16 protein-coding genes are annotated in these 19,291 nt (G+C 62.0%); 7 read left to right on the forward strand and 9 right to left on the reverse strand.

Features of this window, described 5'->3' with window-relative positions; all coding sequences use genetic code 11:
• Positions 1 to 103 precede the first annotated feature (103 nt).
• The 3 genes from creD to ACZ0AI_RS20855 are packed head-to-tail and all read left to right on the forward strand — an operon-like array spanning position 104 to position 2,008.
• Positions 104 to 1,456: a cell envelope integrity protein CreD gene (gene creD, locus ACZ0AI_RS20845; RefSeq protein WP_463563497.1), complete on the forward strand. Its 1,353-nt coding sequence runs from the start codon at positions 104 to 106 to the stop codon at positions 1,454 to 1,456.
• 46 nt (positions 1,457 to 1,502) lie between these two features.
• Entirely contained in the window at positions 1,503 to 1,805 is a 303-nt protein-coding gene (locus ACZ0AI_RS20850) for a hypothetical protein (protein ID WP_463563498.1), read from the forward strand.
• A complete protein-coding gene (locus ACZ0AI_RS20855; protein WP_463563499.1) occupies positions 1,802 to 2,008 on the forward strand; it encodes a hypothetical protein in 207 nt (68 codons plus the stop codon). Before ACZ0AI_RS20850 ends, ACZ0AI_RS20855 begins: the two co-directional genes overlap by 4 nt.
• 82 nt (positions 2,009 to 2,090) lie before the next feature.
• Here ACZ0AI_RS20855 and ACZ0AI_RS20860 read toward each other — a convergent pair whose 3' ends face one another.
• Positions 2,091 to 2,798 (reverse strand): 3'-5' exonuclease, encoded by a 708-nt coding sequence (locus ACZ0AI_RS20860; protein ID WP_463563500.1) that lies wholly within the window; start codon positions 2,796 to 2,798, stop codon positions 2,091 to 2,093.
• On the reverse strand, positions 2,795 to 4,726 hold the full coding sequence (locus ACZ0AI_RS20865; RefSeq protein WP_463563501.1) for a putative nucleotidyltransferase substrate binding domain-containing protein: 1,932 nt from the start codon (positions 4,724 to 4,726) through the stop codon (positions 2,795 to 2,797). Before ACZ0AI_RS20865 ends, ACZ0AI_RS20860 begins: the two co-directional genes overlap by 4 nt.
• A gap of 229 nt (positions 4,727 to 4,955) precedes the next feature.
• On the opposite strand from ACZ0AI_RS20865, the gene ACZ0AI_RS20870 reads away from it, so the two are divergent.
• Both ACZ0AI_RS20870 and ACZ0AI_RS20875 read left to right on the forward strand, forming a co-directional pair.
• Positions 4,956 to 5,996 (forward strand): glycoside hydrolase family 5 protein, encoded by a 1,041-nt coding sequence (locus ACZ0AI_RS20870; RefSeq protein WP_463563502.1) that lies wholly within the window; start codon positions 4,956 to 4,958, stop codon positions 5,994 to 5,996.
• Positions 5,997 to 6,082: 86 nt separating this feature from the next.
• The gene (locus ACZ0AI_RS20875; RefSeq protein WP_463563503.1) at positions 6,083 to 7,126 is read left to right on the forward strand and encodes an acyltransferase family protein; all 1,044 of its coding nucleotides are present in this window, start codon (positions 6,083 to 6,085) and stop codon (positions 7,124 to 7,126) included.
• Positions 7,127 to 7,277: 151 nt separating this feature from the next.
• Here ACZ0AI_RS20875 and ACZ0AI_RS20880 read toward each other — a convergent pair whose 3' ends face one another.
• Entirely contained in the window at positions 7,278 to 9,455 is a 2,178-nt protein-coding gene (locus ACZ0AI_RS20880) for a malate synthase G (protein ID WP_463563504.1), read from the reverse strand.
• A gap of 314 nt (positions 9,456 to 9,769) precedes the next feature.
• On the opposite strand from ACZ0AI_RS20880, the gene ACZ0AI_RS20885 reads away from it, so the two are divergent.
• Positions 9,770 to 10,216, forward strand: a complete 447-nt coding sequence (locus ACZ0AI_RS20885) for a GNAT family N-acetyltransferase (protein ID WP_463565988.1) — start codon at positions 9,770 to 9,772, stop codon at positions 10,214 to 10,216.
• 23 nt (positions 10,217 to 10,239) lie between these two features.
• The gene (locus ACZ0AI_RS20890) at positions 10,240 to 10,758 is read left to right on the forward strand and encodes a glycine cleavage system transcriptional repressor (protein WP_225835584.1); all 519 of its coding nucleotides are present in this window, start codon (positions 10,240 to 10,242) and stop codon (positions 10,756 to 10,758) included.
• Between the two features lie 77 nt (positions 10,759 to 10,835).
• On the opposite strand, the gene ACZ0AI_RS20895 is transcribed toward ACZ0AI_RS20890, so the two are convergent.
• The 6 genes from ACZ0AI_RS20895 to ACZ0AI_RS20920 all read right to left on the reverse strand — a co-directional run bounded on the left by ACZ0AI_RS20895 (position 10,836) and on the right by ACZ0AI_RS20920 (position 19,159).
• Positions 10,836 to 13,292, reverse strand: a complete 2,457-nt coding sequence (locus ACZ0AI_RS20895; RefSeq protein WP_463563505.1) for a TonB-dependent siderophore receptor — start codon at positions 13,290 to 13,292, stop codon at positions 10,836 to 10,838.
• An 86-nt stretch (positions 13,293 to 13,378) separates the two neighbouring features.
• Positions 13,379 to 14,350 (reverse strand): FecR family protein, encoded by a 972-nt coding sequence (locus ACZ0AI_RS20900; protein ID WP_463563506.1) that lies wholly within the window; start codon positions 14,348 to 14,350, stop codon positions 13,379 to 13,381.
• Positions 14,347 to 14,868 carry an RNA polymerase sigma factor gene (locus tag ACZ0AI_RS20905; RefSeq protein ID WP_463563507.1) on the reverse strand — a complete coding sequence of 174 codons (522 nt, stop codon included), beginning with the start codon at positions 14,866 to 14,868 and terminating at the stop codon, positions 14,347 to 14,349. Before ACZ0AI_RS20905 ends, ACZ0AI_RS20900 begins: the two co-directional genes overlap by 4 nt.
• A gap of 165 nt (positions 14,869 to 15,033) precedes the next feature.
• Complete coding sequence (rarD, locus tag ACZ0AI_RS20910) at positions 15,034 to 15,918, reverse strand: EamA family transporter RarD (protein WP_463563508.1); 885 nt, start codon at positions 15,916 to 15,918, stop codon at positions 15,034 to 15,036.
• Positions 15,919 to 16,007: 89 nt separating this feature from the next.
• Positions 16,008 to 16,982 carry a serine/threonine protein kinase gene (locus ACZ0AI_RS20915; RefSeq protein ID WP_463563509.1) on the reverse strand — a complete coding sequence of 325 codons (975 nt, stop codon included), beginning with the start codon at positions 16,980 to 16,982 and terminating at the stop codon, positions 16,008 to 16,010.
• Between the two features lie 212 nt (positions 16,983 to 17,194).
• Complete coding sequence (locus ACZ0AI_RS20920) at positions 17,195 to 19,159, reverse strand: methyl-accepting chemotaxis protein (protein WP_463563510.1); 1,965 nt, start codon at positions 19,157 to 19,159, stop codon at positions 17,195 to 17,197.
• Between the last annotated feature and the right edge of the window lie 132 nt (positions 19,160 to 19,291).

The raw sequence follows: 19,291 nt of genomic DNA on the forward strand, positions 1-19,291 counted from the left end.
TGGCGGCTCCCACAATTGCCACACAATCTCCATATTCACTCCACGCTGCCTCCACGGGGCGTGGCCAGACTGCGTGCATCCCAACTGCACGGAGCGCTGTGCCATGAACCGAAGCCTGATGTTGAAACTGGGCACCATTGCCCTGCTGATTCTGTTGTTGATGATTCCCCTGTTGCTGATCGATGGCCTGGTCAACGAACGCCAGAACCTGCGCAACGACGTGCTGCGCGATATCGCCCGCAGCTCCAGTTACGCCCAGCAGATCACCGGGCCGATTCTGGTGGTGCCCTATCGCAAGAGAGTGCTGACCTGGAAAACCCGCAAGGACAGCGAAGAGCGTTATCAGGAGGAATCGATCGAGCAGGGCCGCCTGTACTTCCTGCCGGAGCGTTTCAGCCTTGATGGTGACGTGCGCACCGAGCTGCGTTATCGCGGTATCTATCAGGCGCGCCTGTATCACAGCGATAGCAAGGTAAGCGGCGAGTTTCGGGTTCCGGCCAACTACGGTGTCAGCGACGTCGAGGCGTTTCGTTTCGGCGATCCTTTCGTGGCAGTCGGCATCAGCGATGTGCGGGGCATCGGCAATGACCTCAAGCTGCAGCTCAACGGCACCAGCCTGAGCTTCGAGCCGGGCAGCGGCGACGAAAGTTTCGGCAGTGGCGTACACGTACCGCTACCCACGCGTGACAGCCGTGACGAGCAGGCCTACACCTTTGCCTTCGACCTGAAACTGCAGGGCACCGAGCAACTGAGCATCACCCCGGTCGGCCGCGAAAGCCAGGTCACCCTGCGTTCGGACTGGCCGCACCCCAGCTTCGTCGGGGAGTTCCTGCCCAGCCAGCGCAAAGTGACCGAGCAAGGTTTCACCGCCAACTGGCAGACCAGCTTCTTCGCCACCGACATGCAGGATGCCTTGAGCAGTTGTGTCAGTGGCTCCTGCTCGGCCATGCAGAGCCGGTCCTTCGGGGTGAGCTTTATCGAGCCGGTCGACCAGTACCTCAAGGCCGACCGGGCGATCAAGTACGCGCTGCTGTTCATCACCCTGACCTTCGCCGTGTTCTTCCTGTTCGAGGTGCTCAAGCGCCTGGCCGTGCACCCGGTGCAGTACGCCCTCGTAGGTCTGTCGCTGGCGCTGTTCTACCTGCTGTTGCTGTCGCTGTCCGAGCATCTGGGGTTCGCCATTGCTTATGGATTGTCCGCTCTGGGCTGCGTGGCGCTGAACACCTTCTACGTCAGCAGCGTGTTGCGTAGCTGGTCGCGTGGTGCTGCCTTTGGCGTTTTGCTGGCGGCCTTGTACGGGCTGCTCTACGGCCTGCTCGGTGCCGAAGACTACGCCCTGCTGATGGGCTCGCTGCTGGTGTTTGGCGTACTGGGCTGCGTGATGGTGCTGACCCGCAAGCTGGACTGGTACGGCGTGGGCCGCCCAGCCACCAGCGAAACCCAGCCAACCCTCTGATCAACCTTGCCGGGGCGTGCGGCTCGCACGCCCCCTGGAGACTGCTATGCGCCTCTTACTGCAATTTTCCGCCTGCTTCGCCCTTGGCCTGTGCATTGCCGGCGTGCTGCTGATCGCCATGATGTTCATCGGCCGCTTCGACTGGATCGAGCTGCTGATGCTCAGCGGCTGGCCCTTCGCACAGCTTGGCCTGCAGCTGTTGCCCGAGCCGTTCTGGAACACGCTGACCGGCGTGACCGATGCAGCAGCCAACAGCTCCGTGCAGTCGTTCCTGCAACTGTGCGTGGCGATGATGCAGATCGCCCTGCTGTTCGGGCTGGGCTTCTTCCGCCTGTGGTACCGGCGATGAGCGGGCGTATCGGGCTGCGCGAGGAACGCAGCGCGGGGCGGCAACTGGCACGCTGTATCGCCCAGTTGTTTCCCGCAGCACCATGGTTAGCCCTCAGTGAAGGCCACGTGGTGTTTCTGCCGGTGCCGGCCGACCTCGAACTACCCGCTCGCCTTCCTTACAGAAGTACCTCCTGGGTATCGCTGCGCTCAACCACAGGCTAACAGGCAGCGCTAATCCCCTAGCCTGGGTGGAACGCAGCGATACTCGGGGGCGATTGCGGATTGGGTGAGGCCTCAGGGGCGATTACAACGACGGCGCCTGCTGCCGTCTGCGCCAGCCGGCCAGGCTTTGTTCCAGGGCCTTGAGGCTGTCGATTTGCTGCTTGCGGGCCCGGCTGAACAGGATCAGTGCCAGTTCGGCAGTCACCAAGGCATCTGCGCTGGCGTGGTGGCGTTGCTGCACCTGCAGGCCGAAATGCTTTGTCCAGTCGTCCAGGCCTCCGTTGCGGATTTCTGCCTGGGGGCAGAGCAGGGGGGCCAGTTCGGCGACGTCGAAGAAGGGATGACGCAGGCGCAGATTCAGGGTCTCTTTCAGGGCGCGGGCGAGCATGCGCTGGTCGAAACCGGCGTGGAAGGCCAGCAGCGGGCTATCGCCGAGAAACTCCATGAATGCCAGCAGCGCTTCACCCGGCTCAATGCCGGCAGCGATGGCGCTGGGCGCCAGGCCGTGGATCAGCACACTGGCGCTGACCCGATGATCGTCGCGCTGCAGGGTGCATTCGAATTGCTGGCCAAGCTGGATGGCACCGTTGTCGATGACCACAGCACCGATCGACAGCACCTGGTCGCGCTTCATGTCCAGCCCACTGGTTTCCAGATCGAGCACCACCAGGCGCTGCTGCGCCAGCGGTGTTTCATCCACCACGGCGGGGGCGTGCAGTGCATCGCGGCGGCGTTGCTGTTCAGGAGGCAGTGTCGTATGGCGGCGGGTAAGCCAAGTGAGTGCATTCATAACTGGTAGCGCAACGTCAGGCTGCTTTGCAGGCGCTGGGCCTGGCGAAAAGATTCACGCAGGATGCGCCGATCCAGATGGTTGAGGCTGTCCGGGTCGAGGCGGTTGGAGTACGGCTGGGACTGGCGTGCCTGCAGTTGGTGCTGTTGCAGGCGCGTCTGCTGGATGAAGTGATAGGCCTCTTCATACGCGGCGCCATCCAGCGGCTCGATGATTCCGCGCTCGGTCAGTTCGCGCAGCCGCTGCTGGGTGTTGCAGGCCTTGATGCCGTGTGCAAGGGCAAGCAAGCGGGCGCCATCGACGAAGGGTGTCAGGCCTTGGGATTTGAGATCCAGGGTGTCTTTTTCGGCGCCGCGACGGGCTACCACGAAATCCCGAAAGCGCCCAACGGGGGGGCGCTGACGCAGGGCATTCTCGGCCATCATGCGTTGGAACAAACTGTTGTCGGCGATTTGCCCGAGCAGTTCGTCACGTAGCGTCTCGCAGCCGCTGGCATCCCCCCAGACTGCGCGCAGGTCGAAATAAATGGTCGAGGCCAGCAGGTTTTCCGGCGAGGCTTCGCGTACGAACCCGGCGAGGCGCCGTGACCACTCCTGGCGCGACAGGCACAGCTGCGGGTTGCCGGCCATGATGTTGCCTTTGCACAGGGTGAAACCGCAGTGCGCCAGGCGTTGATTGATCTCTATGGCCAGGGGCAGCAGGCGGCCGCGGATCGCTGCGGCTTCTGCGCCGTCTGCTGCCTCGAAGAGAATGCCGTTGTCCTGATCGGTGTGCAGGGTCTGCTCGCGCCGGCCTTCGCTACCGAAACACAACCACGTGAAGGGCACGCCAGGGTCGCCCAGCTCTTCGAGAGTCAGCTCGATGACCCGGCACACGGTGTGGTCGTTGAGCAGGGTGACGATATGGGTGATCTGACTGGAGCTGGCACCGTGGGCGAGCATGCGGTCGACCAGTTGGCGGACGTCTTCACGCAGCGCCGCGAGTGTTTCAACCCGGCCGGCATGGCGAATGGTGCGGGCCAGGTGCACCAGATCGACGCGCTGCAGGGAAAACAGGTCGCGTTCGGAAACCACGCCGCAGAGCTTGCCCTGTTCCACCAGGCAGACGTGGGCGATATGCCGCTCGGTCATGGCGATGGCGGCATCGAAGGCGCTGGCGCTCGGCGGCAGGTGGAAGGGCGCCTGGGTCATCAGGCTGTCGATCGGCAGCTCCAGCGAACTGCCGTCCGCCACCGCACGGCGCAGGTCACGCAGGGTGAAGATGCCCTGTGGGCGCAGGCCGGGATCGACGATGACGATACTGCCGACTTGCTGTTCGTGCATCAGCCGCACGGCATCACGCAAGGGCATATCCGGTGCGCAGGAAATCGGTTGGCGCATGGCCAGCTCGCCCAGGCGGGTATCCAGCGAATACTGCGAGCCGAGGGTTTCCACCGCGCGCATCTGCACCTGCTGGTTGACCTGGTCGAGCAGGCTGCTGACGCCGCGCAGGGCGAAATCCCGCAAGGGTGTGGACTGCGCGAACAGGCGGGAGAAGGCGGCTTTGTCGAGCAGCAGGCAGAAGGTGTCTTCGGAGGCCAGGTGTGCGGTGCGCGTGGCCCGTTCACCGATCAGCGCGGCCATGGGGAAGCACTCGCCGCTGGTGATCTCGAAAGTGGTTTCCGTGCCGCGTCGCGCCGAGTGCGGGCGCTGGCCGTGCACCCGGCCCTGCTTGACGATGTAAAGGTGCTGCACCGGGCCATCGTCCGGGTGGATGATGGTGTCGTCCTCGCCATAGAAGCGCAGTTGGCAGTGTTCGACCAGATAGGCGAGGTGTGCGGTATCCATCTGGTTGAACGGTGGAAACTTCTGCAAAAACTCCATGGTGCCGTAGATGTTCTGCTGCACCGCAGTCTTGCCGGCCAGGGCGAAGTCGTCCGCTGCTTTCATCGCTCGCATCCCTTTTGTTCTTGTGGCGACATGGTGGTGGTCTGAGCCAGGAATCGACATAGGACGTAAGTCTAGAGCGCTCTGCTGGTCTCCTGCGTTTATCGATTGTCACGAGATTACCGCGGCCACTCGTGAACCTCTGCGGTCAATTGGCGTCCTGTTCTGTCTGAGACGCATTTTTATCGCATTCGGATGGTTTCGTTGATTCCGGAGACAGAGGAGAGCATCAATGAGTGGCACTTTTTTTAGCCGAGCCATGACCTTCGGGCTTGGCGTGATTCTGAGCTGCAGCGTCAGTGCGCAGCAGAAGCCTATCGAGCTGATCGGCATCAACGTCGCCGGCGCGGCATTCGCCAGTTCTCACATTCCCGGCAAGCACGGCACCAACTTCTTCTTCCCGCCACCCGGCTACTACACCAAGTGGCAGCAGAAAGGCATCAGTTGGATACGGTTTTCCATCCAGTGGGAGCGTTTGCAGCCCAAGGCCAATGGCGAGTTCGACGAAAGCTACGCCAAGCTGATCGACAAGACCCTGACCGAAGCCCACCAGAGCGGCATCGAGGTGATGCTCGACGTGCACAACTACGGACGTTACTACGGCAAGGTGATCGGCACCGACGATGTGCCAATTTCCGCTTACAAGAACCTGATGGAGCGCATTGCCTCGCGTTGGGGTAACAACCCTGCAGTGTATTCCTACGACCTGATGAACGAGCCCTACGGCGCGGCCAACAAGTTCTGGCCGGAGGTGGCCCAGGCCGGCATCGACGGGGTGCGCAAGCACGATTCGAAGAACGCGGTGTACGTCGAGGGGGCGCAATATTCATCCGCGACCCAGTGGCCGAAACTCAACGATGCGCTGCTGGATCTGAAGGACCCGGCGAACAACATCGTCTATTCCGCACACATGTACATCGACCCTGACAGCAGTGGCAGCTACAAGCAGGCCCTGGCGCCCAATCTTGACCCGCAGATTGGCGTCAAGCGCATCGAGCCGTTCGTCAACTGGCTGATCAAGCACAACAAGAAGGGCCATATCGGCGAGTTCGGTGTGCCGGCCGACGATGAGAGCGGCCTGAAAGCGCTGGATCAGACCCTTGCCTATCTGCAGAAACATTGCATCCCGTTCACCTACTGGGCGGCTGGCCCTTCGTGGGGCAAGCACAAACTCTCGATCGAGCCGATCAAGGGTGTCGACCGGCCGCAATGGGCGGTCTTGCAGAAGTACCTGGGTGGCGGTAACTGCACCAGCATCGGCCCGGGAACCTGAGGCTCGCGTTGGTGCTCTGATGGGCGGGGCGACACGCTTGCTGTCGCTACCGTCCCCTCGCTGTACCTCATCTCAAGGATGCACACATGACAAACCGCAATCTGTGGGTGGATTACGCCAAGGCAATCGGCATTCTGCTGGTGGTCTATGGCCATGTTGTGCGCGGCCTGCTCAACGGTGGAATCATCACCGAGAACGTGGCCTTCCATGAGTTGGTGGACAGCATCATCTACACCTTTCACATGCCACTGTTCTTCTTCCTCTCCGGGTTGTTCTTCTGGCATTCACTGAACAATCGCGGCAGTGGCGGGCTGTTCTGCAACAAGATCGATACCATTTTCTATCCCTTCGTACTGTGGTCGCTGCTGCAGGGCAGTATCGAGGTGGTACTGGCGCGCTACACCAATGGTGGCGTGGGGATGGGCGAAGTGCTGGCGCTGCTGTGGTCGCCGCGGGCGCAGTTCTGGTTCCTGTATGCGCTGTTTGCCGCTTTCTGCCTGGCGATCCTGCTCTATCGCCGTTTTTCCACGCGGGCTTTCCTGCCGCTGCTGGTGCTCAGTGCGCTGTTCTATCTGCTGCAACAGTGGACGCCGCGTGTCGCCGCGCTGGTATTCCTGGCGCAGAATTTCGTGTTCTTCGCGCTGGGCGTCTGGTTCAACCAGATCCGTGATGGCATCGAAGCGCGTGCTTCGGCATTCACGCTGGGCAGCGGCCTGGCTTTCGTCGTGGCGCAGTATCTGTTCCACGGCCCGCTGGGGCTGACCTACGCGGATCGCGGTGCGGCATCGCTGATGGTGGCGTTCATCGGCATCCTGTTCACCGTCAGCCTGTGCATGGTGCTGGCACGTCGGCCGCTGGGCTGGGTGCTGACCCTGGGCGCGCTGTCGATGCCGATCTTCCTCATGCATATCCTCGCCGGCAGTGGCATGCGGGTGATCCTGAGCAAGTTCCTGGGCATCAACGACGACACTCTGCATATCGTCGCCGGCTGCCTGGCGGGTGTAGTGCTGCCGATCATCGCGGCGAAGATTCTCCAGGCGCTGGGCATCAACTGGCTGTACGAAGCACCCAAGCGGTTCTCCGCCTATCGCTGGCAGCAGCGGCGGGTTGCGGTGCAGCCGGCTGGGTGAAGACCTGGGTATCGCTATGCTCAACCGCAGGCTACGGAGCGATTTTGTAGCCCGGCGTCGAGCGAAGCGACACCCGGGTTAGTGACGACGCGAGCCTTGCTGGACGCAAAAAGAAAACCGCCTTTCGGCGGTTTTTCTTTTGCGTTGGCGCTTAGCGTGCCTGGCTGGCTTTCAGCTCGCGGCGGCGGCGGTGCAGTACGGGCTCGGTATAACCGTTAGGTTGTTTCGTGCCTTCCAGTACCAGTTCCAGGGCCGCCTGGAAGGCGATGTTGCCGTCGAAATCCGGCGCCATTGGGCGGTACAGCGGGTCGCCTGCGTTCTGTCTGTCGACCACCGGGGCCATGCGCTTGAGGCTTTCCAGCACCTGCGCCTCGCTGATCACGCCATGACGCAGCCAGTTGGCCAGCAACTGGCTGGAGATGCGCAGGGTGGCGCGGTCTTCCATCAGGCCGACATCGTTGATGTCCGGCACCTTGGAGCAACCGACGCCCTGATCGATCCAGCGCACCACGTAACCGAGAATGCCCTGGGCGTTGTTGTCCAGCTCGTTGCGGATTTCGGAGGCAGACCAGTCGGTGCTTGGCGCCAGCGGGATGCTGAGGATTTCGTCCAGCGAGGCCGGTGTGCGCTTGGCCAGTTCGGCCTGGCGGGCGAATACGTCGACCTTGTGGTAGTGCAGGGCGTGCAAGGTCGCAGCGGTCGGCGAGGGCACCCAGGCGGTGTTGGCGCCGGCCAGCGGGTGGCCGATCTTCTGTTCGAGCATGGCCGCCATCAGGTCGGGCATGGCCCACATGCCCTTGCCGATCTGCGCGCGGCCCGGCAGGCCGGTGGCTAAGCCGACGTCGACGTTGTTGTTCTCGTAGGCGGCGATCCACTTCTCGCTCTTCATGGCGGCTTTACGCACCACGGCGCCGGCTTCCATGGAGGTGTGGATTTCGTCGCCGGTGCGGTCGAGGAAGCCGGTGTTGATGAACGCCACGCGTTCGCTGGCGGCGGCGATGCAGGCCTTGAGGTTGACGGTGGTGCGGCGCTCCTCGTCCATGATGCCGACTTTCAGGGTGTTGCGCGGCAGGCCCAGCACCTGTTCGACACGGCCGAACAGTTCGCTGGTGAACGCCACTTCCTCGGGGCCGTGCATTTTCGGTTTGACGATGTACACCGAGCCGGTGCGGGTGTTGGCGCGGCTGCTGTTGCCGTTGAGGTTGTGCAGCGCGGCGAGGCTGGTGCACAGCGCGTCGAGAATGCCTTCGGGCAGCTCGTTGCCGCTGGCGTCGAGTACCGCCGGGTTGGTCATCAGATGGCCGACGTTGCGCACGAACAGCAGGCTGCGTCCGTGCAAGGTCAGTTCGCCGCCATCCGGGCGGGTGTAGACCCGATCCGGGTTCATGGTGCGAGTGAAGGTGCTGCCACCCTTGCTCACTTGTTCGCTCAAGTCGCCCTTCATCAGGCCCAGCCAGTTGCGGTAGACCAGGGTCTTGTCATCAGCATCGACGGCGGCCACCGAGTCTTCGCAGTCCATGATGGTGGTCAGGGCGGATTCCATCAGCAGGTCTTTCACGCCGGCGGCATCGGTGCTACCGACCGGGCTGCTGGCGTCGATCTGGATTTCGAAGTGTAGGCCGTTGTGTTTGAGCAGAATGGCGATGGGCGCGCTGGCTTCGCCCTGGAAGCCGACCAGTTGGCTGGCATCGCGCAGCCCGCTGATATCACCATTGTTGAGGGTGACCAGCAGCTTGTCGCCTTCGATGCGATAGCCCGTGGTGTTGACGTGGGAGCCATTCGCCAGCGGTGCGCTTTCATCGAGAAAGGCGCGGGCGAAGGCGATGACCTTGTCGCCGCGTACCTTGTTATAGCCTTTGCCCTTTTCGGCGCCGGCCTCGAAGCTGATCGCGTCGGTACCGTAGAGCGCGTCGTACAGCGAACCCCAGCGTGCGTTGGAGGCGTTCAGCGCGAAGCGTGCGTTCATCACCGGCACGACCAACTGCGGGCCTGCCATGCGGGCGATTTCATCGTCGACGTTTTCGGTACTGGCCTGTACCTGATCGGGCTGCGGCTGCAGGTAGCCGATCTGCTGCAGAAATGCTTTGTAGGCCACCGCGTCGTGGGGCTTGCCGGACTGCTCACGGTGCCAGCCATCGATCTGCGCCTGCAACTGATCGCGCTTGTCGAGCAGGGCACGGTTTTTCGGTGCCAGGTCACGGAACACCGCATCGGCGCCGGCCCAGAACGCATTGGCAGTGACGCCGCTGCCGGGAATGGCTTCGTCATTGATGAAATCGAACAGCACCTTGGCGACCTGCAGGCCACCGACTTGAATACGCTCAGTCATCTCTCGCCTCTCTGCTTCGCTTAGCCACTGTAACGGCGGGGGAACCCTCGGTGCTGCGCAGACATATCGCTATCGGGGCCGTGGTAGACGGCTGCCCTTTGTCGATGCGGCATGTCTGGAGATGCTTCGTGAGCGGGGTTTTCCACAACCAGCAGGACTGGGGTTGGATTTATGTAGTGGTTTTTTGCAGATACTACATGAACGAATCGGGAAAAACAGTCCAGAAATGGTCGTCGCTACCTTGGTCGTACTCAAGCCTGCAGGCCGAGATGACGAGACGACCTATACTGCAGACCACCTGCGAGGAATCGATCATGCCGATACGTGTTGCCGCCACTGCCGATCTTGATGACCTGGCGCCGCTGTTTGCGGCCTATCTGCATTTTTATGCCGTGGCCAAGAGCGCTGCACAGGTGCGGGATTTCCTGGCGGCGCGTCTCGAACGGGGCGACTCGACGATCTTTATCGCACGTGATGAGCAGGGTGCTGCCCAAGGTTTCGTGCAGCTCTATCCGCTGTATGCCTCGCTGGCCTTGCGCCCGAGCCTGCTGCTGAGCGATCTGTACGTTGCCGATCACGCACGGCGCCAGGGTATTGGCGAACGATTGCTCGACGCTGCCCGGCAGCATGCACTGAACACCGGCGCCTGCGGGTTGCAGCTGGAAACGGCAAGAACCAACCTGGCGGCGCAGTCCCTCTATGAACGTCTCGGCTATGTCCGGGATGCGGTTTACCTTACCTACTGGCTCGACCTGAGCTGAGCACCAACGACGAGGACGTGAGCATGGATCATCTGATACTGACCGTTATCGCCCAGGATCAACCCGGCCTGGTCGAGCGTGTCGCCCAGTGCGTGGCCAAGCATGGTGGCAACTGGCTGGAAAGCCGCATGTCGCGTATGGCAGGACAGTTCGCGGGAATCCTGCGGGTGGACGTTCCAGCAGCATCACACGGCGCGCTTATGGAGGCCTTGGGCGAGCTGAGCGCCCAGGGTATTCGTGTTCAGCTTGCCTCGGCTGGCGCCGAGCCAGACTGCACCTGGAAATCGATCCATCTCGATCTGCTGGGCAACGACCGCCCGGGCATAGTGCGCGATATCACGCAGCTGCTGGCGGCCAACGGCGTCAACCTGGAAAGCCTGGTTACCGACGTGACGCCCGCGCCCATGAGCGGCGAGCCACTGTTCCACGCACAGGCAACCCTGGCAGTACCGGAAGGGCTGCCACTGAGTACGTTGCAGACTTCGCTGGAAACCCTGGCGGACGATTTGATGGTGGAGCTGAAGTTGCGGATGGAGGACTAGTCCTGCGTCATCAATGAGGGTGATCAAAACGACAAGGCCGCCTAGTGAGCGGCCTTGTCGGTTACAGGGCTAGCGGATCACCATTTGTAGTCGACGCTGGCGATCACGCTACGAGGGTCGCCGTAGTAGCAGTAGGTTCCGTCACAGGTCGACAGGTATTCCTTGTCGAACAGGTTCTTGGCATTCAGTGCAACGCTGGCACCCTCCAGAGTGCTGCTGAATTTGCCCAGGTCATAGCGCACTGCAGCGTCATAGACGCTATAGGAGCGGGTATGTCCATCCGATCTGCTGGCTACGAAGGCCAGGTTGCCGACACCGATATTGTTGGTTTCGCCTACATAGCGCACGCCAAAGCCTGCTCCAAAGCCGTCTAGGAAGCCGTTGTTCCAGGTGTAGTCTGCCCAAAGCGATGCCTGGTTTTCCGGAGTCAACGGCAGCGGACGGTTCTTGTCGGCAGGGTCGCCGACCTTGGTCATTTTGCTGTTCGCGTAAGTGTAGGCAGCGGTGATCTTCAGGTTCTCGGTAACGTTGCCAACAGCTTCAAGCTCAAACCCACGGACTGTTACTTCGCCCACTGGAGCGGTCACGCCCAAGGTATTGGTGGTGATGATGTTTTGTCTTGTCAGGTCGTATGCGGCTGCAGTGAAGAGTATGTCGCTGCCCGGCGGCTGGTACTTGATCCCGAGCTCATACTGCTTGCCTGTGCTGGGGCGGAAGGTCTGGCCGTTGCTGCCGCCTGCTTCTGCCTGGAAGGACTCTGCATAGGAGACATAGGGTGTGAAGCCGGAGTCGAACATATAGCTGAGGGCAGCATTGCCGCTGAACGCGCTATCACGGCGGTCATCCTTGGTGCCTCCGTTCACATTATAGAACTCCGAGTCGGTGCTCACCCAATCCTGGCGTCCTCCCAGAGTCAGGCGCCAGTTATCCAGTGCAATCTGATCTTGGATGTATAAGCCTGTGCCATGGCGTTTCTGGTTGTAATCCTGCAAGGCGAAGTAGGAGACGTTGCTGAAGTCCTGGCCATAGATCGGGTTGATTATGTTGCTGGTAGGCGCTTCGCCGAAAAGCCACCGATAGTTGGTGTTGACCCGCTGGTAATCCAGGCCCAGCAGTACGGTGTGCTTCAGCGCGCCGGTATCGAAGTCTGCTTGCAGGTTGTTGTCGACGGCGAACTGGCTAACGTCTTCGTCGACCACATTGGCACCGCGGCGCAAGGTTCCGTCATCGTCTATAACCGCTTGGTCGGGGAAGTTAGGGAAAAAGAATCCGCCCGCCGTAATGCTCTGAAACGCCAGATCGCTCTTGGTGTAACGCAAGTTCTGGCGGAACTGCCACATATCGTTGATACGATGCTCGAAGGCGTAGCCCAGCGCGTAATAGTCCTTGTCATAGAACTCCCAGTCCGGATCGCCGAGATTCTTGTGGTAGTCCACCTTGCCAGCCGGTGTGGCCAGCTTGGTGCCTTGCAGCGGCAGGAACTGGCTGGTGGTGCCGGTATCGTCACGGTTGAACTGGCTGAGGAAGGTCAGCTTGGTGTCGTCGGCTATGTTCCAGGTCAAGCTGGGCGCGATGTTGAAACGTTGATCGTCGATATGCTCGATTGCCGTACCGCTGTCGCGCAGTACACCGCCAATACGGTAAAGGAAGCGCCCCTCGTCATCGAGGCGGCCGGTGCTGTCGAAGCTGATCTGCTTGTGCTGGAAGGTGCCGACTTGCAGCTGTATCTCGTTGCTGCTGACATCCTCCGGGCGCCGACTGACCATATCCAGCAGACCGCCCGGAGGTGTTTGGCCGTAAACCGAGGAGGCCGGGCCGCGCAGCAGGGCGACGCGCTCCAGGTTCCAGGTTTCCAGCTTGGGCATCACGTAGGTGCCCTTGGGCAGCGGCAGGCCGTCGAGCATCTGGATTGGCTCGAAGCCACGAATCTTCATCCATTCAGCGCGGCTGTCACTGCCATAGCTGCTGGCGATCACGCCGGGCATGTAGCGCACGGCATCATCCAGATTCTGAACCTTGCGATCCTGCATCTGCTCACGTGTCGCCACGGAGATGGAGCGCGGTGCTTCGAGAATCGACGTATCGGTCTTGGTACCCGCCGCCGTGCGGGTTGCCAGATAGCCCGTGGTCGGCCCCCAGGCACTTTCCACGCCGCTGCCGGCGCTGATGGTGGTCTCAGGCAATGCCACCGCGGCATTGTCCGCCACGGGCTGCACGCTGTAAGTGCCTCCCGTACCGGGTACCAGCATCAGGCCCGTTCCGTAAAGTGCCTGACGCAGGGCGCCAGCCGTGTCGAACTGGCCTTGTACTGGTTGCGCGCTCTTGCCGGCGGTCAGGCCTGGGTCGATGCTCAGCACCACACCGGCCTGGCCGGCGATCTGATTAAGGGAGCTGGCCAGCGGTGCTGCGGGCAGCTGGTAGGTGCGCACGCTGGAGTCAGCCGACTGGGCCAGACTGAGGGCGGGCAGGCTGGCCAGCGCCATGGCGGCGACCAGCATGCTCGGACGGAACGGGGTACGGCTGAACATCTGCATCGCAGGTGGCTCCTACAGGGAAATGAGTCTCGATTTCCTATTGCCGAAGCAGATGCAGAAAGTGATAGGGCCCGCGCGAACTATTTTTATTGCGGCGTTTGCGGCTGTGGCACGACCTTTATCCACCAATTGGTATAGCGCTCCACGCTTACCGGCAGGCTGGCGGGTAGCGCGGCGAGTGCCAGATCCAGGTTACGCAGCGGAAAACTGCCGCTGATGCGTAGATCGGCGATGCTGTCGTCGATACCCAGATGGCCGTTCTGATAGTCGCCGAGGCGCTCCAGCAGGTCGGCCAGGCGCACGTTTTCCACCACCAGCATGCCGTGCATCCAGGCGTCTGCGGCGGCCGGCGCCGGCTGACTGACACCCAGAGTGTCGCTGCTCATCAGCACTTGCTGACCCTCCGGGATCACCCGCTCGTCGTTGGTGTGCCGTGGATGTGCAGCCACTGCGGACTGCAGCACGATCAGCTGGGTGCCCCGATCTTCCTCGCGCACCAGGAAGCGGGTGCCCAGGGCGCGCAGGGTGCCGTGTCTGGTCTCGACCAAGAACGGACGCGGATCGCCGTGAGCAGTTTCCACGAGAATTTCGCCGCTGCGCAGGAACAGCCTGCGCTCTTCGGGATTGAAATCGATATCTACGGCACTGCGACTGTTGAGGCGCAACCGACTGTGATCTGCCAGTTGCAGTTCGCGCTGTTCGCCAGCAGCGGTCACTTCATCGGCCAGCCAGTCGCTTAGCGGGCGCTGCTGGTTGAGCAGGCCAAGGCCAAGCACGCCGGCCAGCAATACACCGAGCAGGCCGCTCACGTTGCGCCGCTGGCTGCCAGCTGGACGCCGCAACAGGGCCTTGCGCGCTGCGGGTGCCGCCGCTACAGCGAGTTGCTGATCCAGGCCGGTCAGTTGTTTCCAGGCGCGCACATGTTCGGGGTCGCTGGCCAGCCAGCGCTGGAATTCGACTTTCTCCCGCTCGCTCGCCATGCCCGAGTCGAGGCACAGCTGCCAATGGATGGCGGCTTCCAGTACCCGATTGCTGACCGGCGCGGTGGCGGCGATCATGCCGTCGGCTCTCCGTACAGGGCGATGTAGCACTGCCGCGCCGCCTGGGCGAGATACTGGCGCACGCGCGGAACCGACACGCCGAGACGCTCGGCGATCTCGGCGTGACCGAGGCCGTCCAGGCGGTTGTAGAGGAAAGCACTGCGCGCCTTGAGCGACAGCGTGCCGAGCAGACGATCGATTTCGCGCAGGGCTTCGAGCACCAGCGCCTGTTCTTCCGGGCTGGCGTGCACCGCTTCAGGGGTATGACTCAGCTCTTCCAGGTAGGCGCGTTCCACGGCGTTGCGACGGAAGTGATCGATCAGCAGCCCGCGGGCAATGGTGCCGAGCAGAGCGCGGGGTTCGCGCAACTGTTGCAGATCCGGCTTGCCGAGCACACGGACGAAGGTGTCCTGGCTGAGGTCTTCGGCTCGCTGTGGGCAGCTCAGGCTTTTACGCAGCCAGCCGAGTAGCCAGTCGCGATGATCGCGATAGAGCTGGCCCGTCAGTTGCTGATGCGTGGATTCCCCGACCGACACAAGTAGCTCCGCGAATAAGGAGAAATAAAGCAATAACTATTCGCATATGATTGCAGGATGCAACTACGCCCTGCAATCGCTTGTGGTCGGTTTTGTGTGTAAGGGATGGTTTTCGACATGCGGCAAGAACCTGCAGGTGCAGATTCTTGCCCTCGACAGTGCTGGCTAGCGCTTGCGCAGAGTCAGCCAGGCATCGACGCTATACACCGCCAGGCCTGCCCAGATGAACACGAAGGCGACGATCTTGACCGGGTCGAGGTGCTCATCGAAAACGAACACGGCCAGCAGCAGCACCAGGGTCGGCGCCACGTACTGCAGAAAGCCCAGGGTAGTGTAGGGCAGGTGGCGCGCGGCCGCGTTGAAGCACACCAGGGGAATCAGCGTGACGGGGCCGGCCGCCATCAGCCACAAGGCCTCGGTGGTCGTCCAGAATGCCGGCTGGTTGCTCATCGCCGCGGGGTGCAGAAGAATCCAGCCGATGGCCAGCGGCAGCAGCAACCAGGTTTCCACCACCAGCCCCGGCAGTGCAGCGACGGGGGCTTTCTTGCGGATCAGGCCGTAAGCGGCGAAACTCAGAGCCAACGTCAGCGACACCCAGGGCAGGCTGCCGACTTGCCATAATTGTTGCGCGACGCCTGCGGCTGCCAGCGCGACGGCTACCCATTGCAAGCGACGCAAGCGCTCACCGAGGATCAGCATGCCGAGCAGCACGTTCACCAGCGGGTTGATGTAGTAACCCAGGCTGGCCTCAAGCATCCGTCCGTTGTTCACCGCCCACACGTAGACCAGCCAGTTACCGGCGATCAATGAGCCACTGATCGCCAGTACGGCGAAGCGTTTGGGGTGATCGATCAGCTCGCGCAGCCAGCCTGGGTGCTTCCATACCAGCAACAATAACGCGCCGAATACGGCAGACCAGAGCGCTCGGTGAACGATGATTTCCAGCGGTGGAACAGCCTGGATCGCCTTGAAATAGAGCGGAAAGAGGCCCCAGATGACGTAGGCACAAAGGCCCAGGATGTAGCCGCGGCGCAGGTCTGCGGTGGCCATGTAAGTCCTTGATAAGGCGGTGGAGGGTTGCACCATTCTAGTGCTTGAGTTGTCCGTGTGTTCAGCTTTTTATAGCTGGCGCAGGCGGCTCAAAACAATTTCAACGGCTCTTCGTTCAAGGCGGCGATCTGTTCGCGCAGCATCAGGATCTGCTCACCCCAGTACCGCTCGCTGCCAAACCAGGGGAAGCTCTGCGGAAAGGCCGGATCGTCCCAGCGGCGCGCCAGCCAGGCGCTGTAGTGCATCAGCCGCAGGGAGCGGAAGCCTTCGATCAGGGGCAACTCGCGCGGGTTGAAGTCGTGGAACTCCTGATAGCCGTCGACCAGCTCTGCGATCTGGCCAAGCCGCTCGTGGCGTTCGCCGGCCAGCATCATCCATAGATCCTGAATTGCCGGGCCCATGCGGCAGTCATCCAGGTCGACCATATGAAAGGTCTCGTCACGGCACAGTAGGTTGCCTGGGTGGCAGTCACCATGCAGGCGGATCGCTTTCACCGGATTTTCCGCGAACAGCTGATCCAGACGCTTGAGCAGATCACGCGCTACCGACTCGTAGGCGGGCAGCAGGCTCCGTGGTACGAAGTTGCCTTCCAGCAGGGTCGCCAGGGAGGCATGACCGAAGTTGTCTACCCGCAGGGATTCGCGATGGGCGAACGGGCGCAGTGAACCCACCGCATGCATTCGTCCGAGCAGTTGGCCGAGGCGATAAAGCTGATCCAGGTTGCCGGGCTCCGGCGCACGGCCGCCACGGCGCGGAAACAGCGAAAAGCGGAAACCGGCGTGTTCGAACAGGGTTTCGCCATCGCGCTGCAGCGGCGCCACCACGGGCACATCGCATTCGGCCAGCTCGGCAGTGAAGGTATGTTCCTCGCGGATCGCCTCATCGCTCCAGCGATCCGGCCGGTAGAACTTGGCGATCAGCGGGGTTTCCCCTTCGATGCCTACCTGGTAGACGCGGTTCTCGTAGCTGTTCAGCGCCAGCACGCGGGCGTCGCTGAGGTAGCCCAGGCTCTCGACGGCATCCAGAACCAGATCGGGGGTGAGGGCGGCGAAAGGATGAGACATGGGCAGCTCCGTCGGTTGGCCGCAGAGTGTAACGCCTGGGGCCATTCGGCACGGTCACTATTCGTATTGCTTTACCATGAGCACTGGTTTGTTGGGCTGAAACGAATCACCGTTCGGGAGCAATCTTTGCGCCTTTCGAGGCCAGCTGGGCCGTATCGGTAATGGCCCAGGTACCCATCAGGTGAGCTTCAGTCCGTCAGCGCTGCATTGCTCTACACGCGAAATGCCTGCACTGCCTGGTTCAGTTGGCCACTTAGCGCTTGTAGCTCGCCGCTTTGGGCGCGGCCCTGGCTGATGCGCAGCAGGTTGTCGCTGCCCAGTTGATGGATGCGTTCGCTATGGTCGCGAATTTCGCTTACCGCGCCGCCCTGATAAGCGGTGGCGTCGGCGATGCGCCCGGCCATGCTGGTGATGGTGCGGATTGCACTGACGATTTCATCCAGGGCACCGTCTGCCGTACGTGCCTGGTTGGCTGTTGCTTCGGCGTGTTCGACTTGGCTGCGCATTGCCACCAGCGACCCATTCGCCGCTTTTTGAAGGCGCCCGATCACATCCTGAATCTGCGTGGTGGCTGCGCTGGTACGCAATGACAGCGTTCGTACTTCGTCCGCCACTACGGCAAAACCGCGACCCGCCTCGCCGGCTCGGGCTGCTTCGATGGCGGCGTTGAGGGCGAGCAGATTGGTCTGCTCGGCGATGCTGTGGATAACCGTCAGCACGCTGCCAATAGTGCCCGTTTCCTCGGCTAGGCGCTCGATGGACTGGGCGTTGCTTTGCACTTCCTCAACCAGGGCATGCAAGCCAGTCAGGCTGTTGCCGATCACCTGCTGACCCTGTGCTAACGCTCTGTCGGCGTCGTGGCTGGCGGTCGCGGTCTGGCTGGCGTCGTCAGCGACCTGAAGGATGGTCGCTTCCAGTTCGCCAAGTGCGTCACGAATCTGTGCGGTATCGCTGGCCTGGCGTTCGGCGCCGTCGTGCAGGCCGCCGCTGAGATCGGCTAGCGTGTGGCTGGAGGCCGACACCTGGCCGGCGTGCTGGTGGATGGTACCGACCAGATCGACCAAGTAGGCGCGCAGGCGATTCAGCGACTCCTCGATATCACGCAGCTCGCGAGTGTTGGTGGCCAGGTGAATCTCGCGGCTGAAGTCGCCAGCTGCCCACGCCGAGAGTGCCGGCACCAGGCGCTCGAGCAGGCGGCTGAGGCGGCGCTGCAGGGTATCGATGATCAGCGCGATAAGCAGGATCAGTGCGACCATGGCACCAAGGATCAGGCGTACTTCGCCCTGGATACGGCCATGCTCGGCACGCACTTGCGGTTCCAGCGTGGTGAACGACTGCTGCACCGCATCCAGCCGAGTGCGGGTGGCGGCGGCCAACTGGCTGCGCTGCTCAATCAGCGTTCGGGTACGCGCCAGCTCGCCCGGGTAGCGCCCTATCAGGCTGTTGAGCTCACGTTTCAGGGCGATTCCGCGATCTTCCACTTCGTTCTCCTGGCTGTCAGTGTCCAGGCCCATCAGCGAAGCGAAGGCGTTACCGCCTGATGCCGCTTCATCGGTGACGCCGAGCAGTGCCAGGCTGTCGATGGTTTTCGCCAGCTCCTGCAGCGAAAGCACTTCGCGCTCCACGTCCGCGGCCAGTTCGCTGCGCCCGCTGCTGACCAGCTTGTCACGTGCCAGTGCCAGGCGGGCGAGGTGCTGGGAGGCCTCGAACAGCGGGCGGCCATAGGCTTGTGCCGCTTCGCCCTGAGCGTCATCGGCATACTTGGCGATTTGTGATAACGCGCCGGCTATTTCCCGCTCGGACTGGATCAGTAGCCCTTGGGGATCACCGGACAGTTTGCCGGCTGCGAGCAGTTCATCAGCCGTGAAGATTTTCAGGTCATTCAGGCTGTTACCGAGATCGCCTGCGAGGTTGGCAGGCAGTTGGGCGATGTTTTGCTGTAACGCATCGACGCCCTGCAGGGCGGCGCTGTGGCGCAAGGCGTCGCCGCTTTCCAGGTAGCCTAGGATGTTGCCTGCGGCCTCACGTTGGAATTGCTGGGAAAGGCTCAGGTACTGCTCCATCAGTACATAAGGGCGCTCCAGTGCCCGCTGTGACCACCATAGCGTGCAGGCCAAGGCGATACCGACGCCGACCAGCAGCAGGGTGTTGAGATTGGTAAGTGATTTAAGGCGCATGGGACTCGACCGACGACTGAACGGTGATGGCACTGCGCCATGCAGTGCTGCGGTGTCGGTAAGTTATTGCACCTTCATGACAGGGGTGTGACGCCGTGCGCTGGGTCACAAAGAGGGCGCCATCCACATGAC

This window comes from Pseudomonas sp. AC355 (assembly GCF_979258205.1).

Coding starts and splice junctions, on each gene's coding strand:
- ACZ0AI_RS20850 (WP_463563498.1), top strand. CDS start 1,503: ATGCGCCTCTTACTGCAATTTTCCGCCTGCTTCGCCCTTGGCCTGTGC.
- ACZ0AI_RS20895 (WP_463563505.1), bottom strand. CDS start 13,292: ATGCAGATGTTCAGCCGTACCCCGTTCCGTCCGAGCATGCTGGTCGCC.
- ACZ0AI_RS20855 (WP_463563499.1), top strand. CDS start 1,802: ATGAGCGGGCGTATCGGGCTGCGCGAGGAACGCAGCGCGGGGCGGCAA.
- ACZ0AI_RS20920 (WP_463563510.1), bottom strand. CDS start 19,159: ATGCGCCTTAAATCACTTACCAATCTCAACACCCTGCTGCTGGTCGGC.
- ACZ0AI_RS20880 (WP_463563504.1), bottom strand. CDS start 9,455: ATGACTGAGCGTATTCAAGTCGGTGGCCTGCAGGTCGCCAAGGTGCTG.
- creD (WP_463563497.1), top strand. CDS start 104: ATGAACCGAAGCCTGATGTTGAAACTGGGCACCATTGCCCTGCTGATT.
- ACZ0AI_RS20890 (WP_225835584.1), top strand. CDS start 10,240: ATGGATCATCTGATACTGACCGTTATCGCCCAGGATCAACCCGGCCTG.
- rarD (WP_463563508.1), bottom strand. CDS start 15,918: ATGGCCACCGCAGACCTGCGCCGCGGCTACATCCTGGGCCTTTGTGCC.
- ACZ0AI_RS20875 (WP_463563503.1), top strand. CDS start 6,083: ATGACAAACCGCAATCTGTGGGTGGATTACGCCAAGGCAATCGGCATT.
- ACZ0AI_RS20870 (WP_463563502.1), top strand. CDS start 4,956: ATGAGTGGCACTTTTTTTAGCCGAGCCATGACCTTCGGGCTTGGCGTG.
- ACZ0AI_RS20915 (WP_463563509.1), bottom strand. CDS start 16,982: ATGTCTCATCCTTTCGCCGCCCTCACCCCCGATCTGGTTCTGGATGCC.
- ACZ0AI_RS20900 (WP_463563506.1), bottom strand. CDS start 14,350: ATGATCGCCGCCACCGCGCCGGTCAGCAATCGGGTACTGGAAGCCGCC.
- ACZ0AI_RS20860 (WP_463563500.1), bottom strand. CDS start 2,798: ATGAATGCACTCACTTGGCTTACCCGCCGCCATACGACACTGCCTCCT.
- ACZ0AI_RS20885 (WP_463565988.1), top strand. CDS start 9,770: ATGCCGATACGTGTTGCCGCCACTGCCGATCTTGATGACCTGGCGCCG.
- ACZ0AI_RS20865 (WP_463563501.1), bottom strand. CDS start 4,726: ATGAAAGCAGCGGACGACTTCGCCCTGGCCGGCAAGACTGCGGTGCAG.